Below are 5,513 nucleotides of genomic sequence, written 5' to 3'. Positions count from 1 at the left end.
GGTCTTTGACATTGTTGATTTGGAAAGAGAAACGCAGGCGGCGGCGCTCTGGCGGTCACCCTTAGGGGTGACGCAATAGACGCTGACGAATGCGGTCTCTTGAAGACACCATTTATACGGTGGCTGAGCTTTAGGGCTTGGTCATTGTGTGATGGGAACTCGTCAAGAAACTATGCAAACCAGATACGCGATCGGGGTTTTCCCCTCGATCAAATAGCTGGAGTCAATGTCAACTCAACCTGAGAGTTTGATCCTGGCTCAGAGCGAACGCTGGCGGCAGGCCTAACACATGCAAGTCGAACGGATCCTTCGGGATTAGTGGCGGACGGGTGAGTAACACGTGGGAACGTGCCCTTTGGTTCGGAACAACTCAGGGAAACTTGAGCTAATACCGGATGTGCCCTTCGGGGGAAAGATTTATCGCCATTGGAGCGGCCCGCGTCTGATTAGCTAGTTGGTGAGGTAAAGGCTCACCAAGGCGACGATCAGTAGCTGGTCTGAGAGGATGATCAGCCACATTGGGACTGAGACACGGCCCAAACTCCTACGGGAGGCAGCAGTGGGGAATCTTGCGCAATGGGCGAAAGCCTGACGCAGCCATGCCGCGTGAATGATGAAGGTCTTAGGATTGTAAAATTCTTTCACCGGGGACGATAATGACGGTACCCGGAGAAGAAGCCCCGGCTAACTTCGTGCCAGCAGCCGCGGTAATACGAAGGGGGCTAGCGTTGCTCGGAATTACTGGGCGTAAAGGGAGCGTAGGCGGACTGTTTAGTCAGAGGTGAAAGCCCAGGGCTCAACCTTGGAATTGCCTTTGATACTGGCAGTCTTGAGTACGGAAGAGGTATGTGGAACTCCGAGTGTAGAGGTGAAATTCGTAGATATTCGGAAGAACACCAGTGGCGAAGGCGACATACTGGTCCGTTACTGACGCTGAGGCTCGAAAGCGTGGGGAGCAAACAGGATTAGATACCCTGGTAGTCCACGCTGTAAACGATGAGTGCTAGTTGTCGGCAGGCATGCCTGTCGGTGACGCAGCTAACGCATTAAGCACTCCGCCTGGGGAGTACGGTCGCAAGATTAAAACTCAAAGGAATTGACGGGGGCCCGCACAAGCGGTGGAGCATGTGGTTTAATTCGAAGCAACGCGCAGAACCTTACCACCTTTTGACATGCCTGGACATCCAGAGAGATCTGGCTTTCCCTTCGGGGACTGGGACACAGGTGCTGCATGGCTGTCGTCAGCTCGTGTCGTGAGATGTTGGGTTAAGTCCCGCAACGAGCGCAACCCTCGCTGTTAGTTGCCATCATTAAGTTGGGCACTCTAACAGGACTGCCGGAGTTAATCCGGAGGAAGGCGGGGATGACGTCAAGTCCTCATGGCCCTTACAAGGTGGGCTACACACGTGCTACAATGGCGACTACAGAGGGCTGCAATCCCGCGAGGGGGAGCCAATCCCTAAAAGTCGTCTCAGTTCGGATTGTTCTCTGCAACTCGAGAGCATGAAGTTGGAATCGCTAGTAATCGCGGATCAGCATGCCGCGGTGAATACGTTCCCGGGCCTTGTACACACCGCCCGTCACACCATGGGAGTTGGCTTTACCCGAAGGCGCTGCGCTAACTCGCAAGAGAGGCAGGCGACCACGGTAGGGTCAGCGACTGGGGTGAAGTCGTAACAAGGTAGCCGTAGGGGAACCTGCGGCTGGATCACCTCCTTTCTAAGGATGCCTCTCCAAGCTTCGGCTTATTGAAGCTCCGATTAGTGCGCTAGACGCACACAAATGAGCGGATCGCCGCCGTCTTCGTTTCTCTTTCCACTTGTTCTGGACCGCTGAGGTTCAGAGCACGATCGCGAGCCCTGGAGCGGGTCCCCCTCTAAGAATGTTTAGAGCGGACCTGATCTGAGCGGCCTATGGGCCCGTAGCTCAGTTGGTTAGAGCGCACGCTTGATAAGCGTGAGGTCATAAGTTCAAGTCTTATCGGGCCTACCACTCTTTCCATCCTACGGACGCAACCGACCGCTCTCCTGGCTACACCCTTTCGGGGCCATAGCTCAGTTGGTAGAGCGCCTGCTTTGCAAGCAGGATGTCGTCGGTTCGAATCCGTCTGGCTCCACCATGCTTTGTTGGATGTTCGCACATCGCCTTCGCTCAAGCAGCGAAGCGGTAGCGAAGGCGATAAAGCAAATCGCGATCGGAAAGATAGCAAGTTTGCAGCGTCACCCAGTGACGATGCGAAGTGACATCGTGAATGCAGGGTTCAGCCGCTTAGGTTGGACTTAAGAAGACATCATTGTCTGACAAATTGTAGAGCGCATGCGAGCCGTCCCTAGACGGTAAGCGCATGGGTTTTGCTGAGAACGATCAAGCGCATAAGGGCTTCTGACGGATGCCTTGGCATTGAGAGGCGATGAAGGACGTGGCACGCTGCGATAAGAGCCGGGGAGGCGCGAGCACCCTTTGATCCGGCTATCTCCGAATGGGGAAACCCACCTTTACGGTCACCCGACTTAGCTTTGCTTCGGCAAGGCCAGGATCGGTTGGTCGGAAGAGGTATAATGATCTGAATACATAGGGTCATTAAGCAAACCCGGGGAACTGAAACATCTCAGTACCCGGAGGAAAGGACATCAACCGAGACTCCCGTAGTAGTGGCGAGCGAACCGGGACCAGGCCAGTGCTGTCGTGACATAAAGCTGAAGGATCTGGGAAGGTCCGCCATAGTGGGTGATAGCCCCGTAAGCGTCAAATAGCGACAGACTCGAGTAGGGCGGGACACGTGAAATCCTGTCTGAACATGGGGGGACCACCCTCCAAGCCTAAGTACTCCTCAATGACCGATAGCGAACAAGTACCGTGAGGGAAAGGTGAAAAGCACCCCGACAAGGGGAGTGAAACAGATCCTGAAATCGGAAGCCTACAAGCAGTCGGAGCCACCGCGCGTGGTGACGGCGTACCTTTTGTATAATGGGTCAGCGACTTCATGTGCCGTGCAAGCTTAAGCCGTTAGGTGTAGGCGCAGCGAAAGCGAGTCTGAATAGGGCGAATAAGTACGTCGCATGACGACCCGAAACCAGGTGATCTATCCATGAGCAGGTTGAAGGTTGGGTAACACCAACTGGAGGACCGAACCGGTGAATGTTGAAAAATTCTCGGATGACTTGTGGATAGGGGTGAAAGGCCAATCAAACCTGGACATAGCTGGTTCTCCGCGAAAACTATTTAGGTAGTGCCTCAGACGGACTCCTCGGGGGGTAGAGCACTGAATGGATGCGGGCGGCGCGAGCTGTACCAATTCTAATCAAACTCCGAATACCCGAGAGAGATATCTGGGAGACACACGGCGGGTGCTAACGTCCGTCGTGAAAAGGGAAACAACCCTAACCATCATCTAAGGCCCCCAAGTACTGGCTAAGTGGGAAACGATGTGGGTTTGCTTTGACAACCAGGATGTTGGCTTAGAAGCAGCCATCATTTAAAGAAAGCGTAACAGCTCACTGGTCAAGCGAACCTGCGCGGAAAATGTAACGGGGCTAAAGCCAGTCGCCGAAGGTATGGGTTTGCACTTTGTGCAAGCGGTAGCGGAGCGTTCCGTAAGCCGATGAAGGTGAGGCGTGAGCCTTGCTGGAGGTATCGGAAGTGAGAATGCTGACATGAGTAGCGATAAAGAGGGTGAGAGACCCTCTCGCCGAAAACCCAAGGGTTCCTGCGTAAAGCTAATCTGCGCAGGGTTAGCCGGCCCCTAAGGCGAGGCGGAAACGCGTAGTCGATGGGAACCAGGTAAATATTCCTGGGCCAGTTGGAAGTGACGGATCTGGTAAATTGTCAGTCCTTATTGGATTGGTTCTGGCAGTGAACAGGTCCCTGGAAATAACTCCAACGGAGACCGTACCCGAAACCGACACAGGTGGGTAGGTAGAGTATACCAAGGCGCTTGAGAGAACTGTGCTGAAGGAACTCGGCAAATTGCACGCGTAACTTCGGGATAAGCGTGACTCTTCTTTGGGTAACCAGAAAAGAGTGGCACAAGCCAGGGGGTAGCGACTGTTTATCAAAAACACAGGGCTCTGCGAAGCCGCAAGGCGACGTATAGGGTCTGACGCCTGCCCGGTGCCTGAAGGTTAAAAGGAGGGGTGCAAGCTCTGAATTGAAGCCCAGGTAAACGGCGGCCGTAACTATAACGGTCCTAAGGTAGCGAAATTCCTTGTCGGGTAAGTTCCGACCTGCACGAATGGCGTAACGACTTCCCCACTGTCTCCAGCACAGGCTCAGCGAAATTGAATTCCCCGTGAAGATGCGGGGTTCCCGCGGTCAGACGGAAAGACCCTATGAACCTTTACTGCAGCTTCGCCTTGGCGTTAGCAATAACATGTGTAGGATAGGTGGGAGGCTATGAAACTTGGGCGCCAGTCCGAGTGGAGCCATCCTTGAAATACCACCCTTATTGTTGTTGACGTCTAACCGCGGCCCGTTATCCGGGTCCGGGACATGGCGTGGCGGGCAGTTTGACTGGGGCGGTCGCCTCCCAAAGTGTAACGGAGGCGCGCGATGGTGGGCTCAGACCGGTCGGAAATCGGTCGTCGAGTGCAATGGCATAAGCCCGCCTGACTGCGAGACTGACAAGTCGAGCAGAGACGAAAGTCGGCCATAGTGATCCGGTGGTCCTGCGTGGAAGGGCCATCGCTCAACGAATAAAAGGTACTCTAGGGATAACAGGCTGATTTTGCCCAAGAGTCCATATCGACGGCAAAGTTTGGCACCTCGATGTCGGCTCATCACATCCTGGGGCTGGAGCAGGTCCCAAGGGTTCGGCTGTTCGCCGATTAAAGTGGTACGTGAGCTGGGTTCAGAACGTCGTGAGACAGTTTGGTCCCTATCTGCCGTGGGTGTACGAGACTTGAGAGGATCTGTCCCTAGTACGAGAGGACCGGGATGGACACACCTCTGGTGGACCTGTCATGGCGCCAGCTGTGCAGCAGGGTAGCTAAGTGTGGAATAGATAACCGCTGAAAGCATCTAAGCGGGAAACTAACCTCAAAACAAGGTCTCGCTGAGAGCCGTGGAAGACCACCACGTTGATAGGCCGGGTGTGGAAGTGCGGCGACGCATGGAGCTTACCGGTACTAATAGCTCGATAGGCTTGATCGTTCTTCAGTCAAACCCATGAAGCCCTACAGCTTCAGACTCTGATGTCTTCTTCAATCTCTGCTCTTGTCCTTCTCACCTCGAGAAAACAAGCGCAGACAGCATCCTTTTCGCTGACCTGGTGGCTATGCCGGGGGTTCCCCACCCGATCCCATTCCGAACTCGGTCGTTAAGTCCCCCAGGGCCAATGGTACTTCGTCTCAAGGCGCGGGAGAGTAGGTCGCCGCCAGGTCCGCTAAAAGGATGCACTCAAAACCAAGTCCAGAACCCTGCACACCATATCCCCTGCCGCGGGGTGGAGCAGCCCGGTAGCTCGTCAGGCTCATAACCTGAAGGTCACAGGTTCAAATCCTGTCCCCGCACCCAAA

General features: G+C 54.6%; 3 tRNA genes and 3 rRNA genes. All 6 read left to right on the top strand.

Annotated elements, in window-relative coordinates:
• Nucleotides 1–235 precede the first annotated feature (235 nt).
• The 6 genes from AC07NS_RS26640 (at nucleotide 236) to AC07NS_RS26615 (ending at nucleotide 5,511) form a co-directional block, all read left to right on the top strand.
• A 16S ribosomal RNA gene (locus tag AC07NS_RS26640) occupies nucleotides 236–1,719 on the top strand.
• Nucleotides 1,720–1,915: 196 nt separating this feature from the next.
• Nucleotides 1,916–1,992 (top strand) — tRNA-Ile (locus tag AC07NS_RS26635).
• Nucleotides 1,993–2,043: 51 nt separating this feature from the next.
• Nucleotides 2,044–2,119: transfer RNA gene (locus AC07NS_RS26630), tRNA-Ala, on the top strand.
• 243 nt (nucleotides 2,120–2,362) lie between these two features.
• Nucleotides 2,363–5,148 (top strand): 23S ribosomal RNA (locus tag AC07NS_RS26625).
• 114 nt (nucleotides 5,149–5,262) lie between these two features.
• A 5S ribosomal RNA gene (gene rrf / locus AC07NS_RS26620) occupies nucleotides 5,263–5,377 on the top strand.
• The 16S, 23S and 5S rRNA genes sit together here with 3 tRNA genes alongside, the layout of an rRNA operon.
• Nucleotides 5,378–5,434: 57 nt before the next feature.
• Nucleotides 5,435–5,511 (top strand) — tRNA-Met (locus tag AC07NS_RS26615).
• Nucleotides 5,512–5,513 lie beyond the last annotated feature (2 nt).

The organism is Caulobacter sp. GW821-FHT10A10, assembly GCF_059415745.1.
This window is presented reverse-complemented; position numbering and strand designations above follow the sequence as displayed.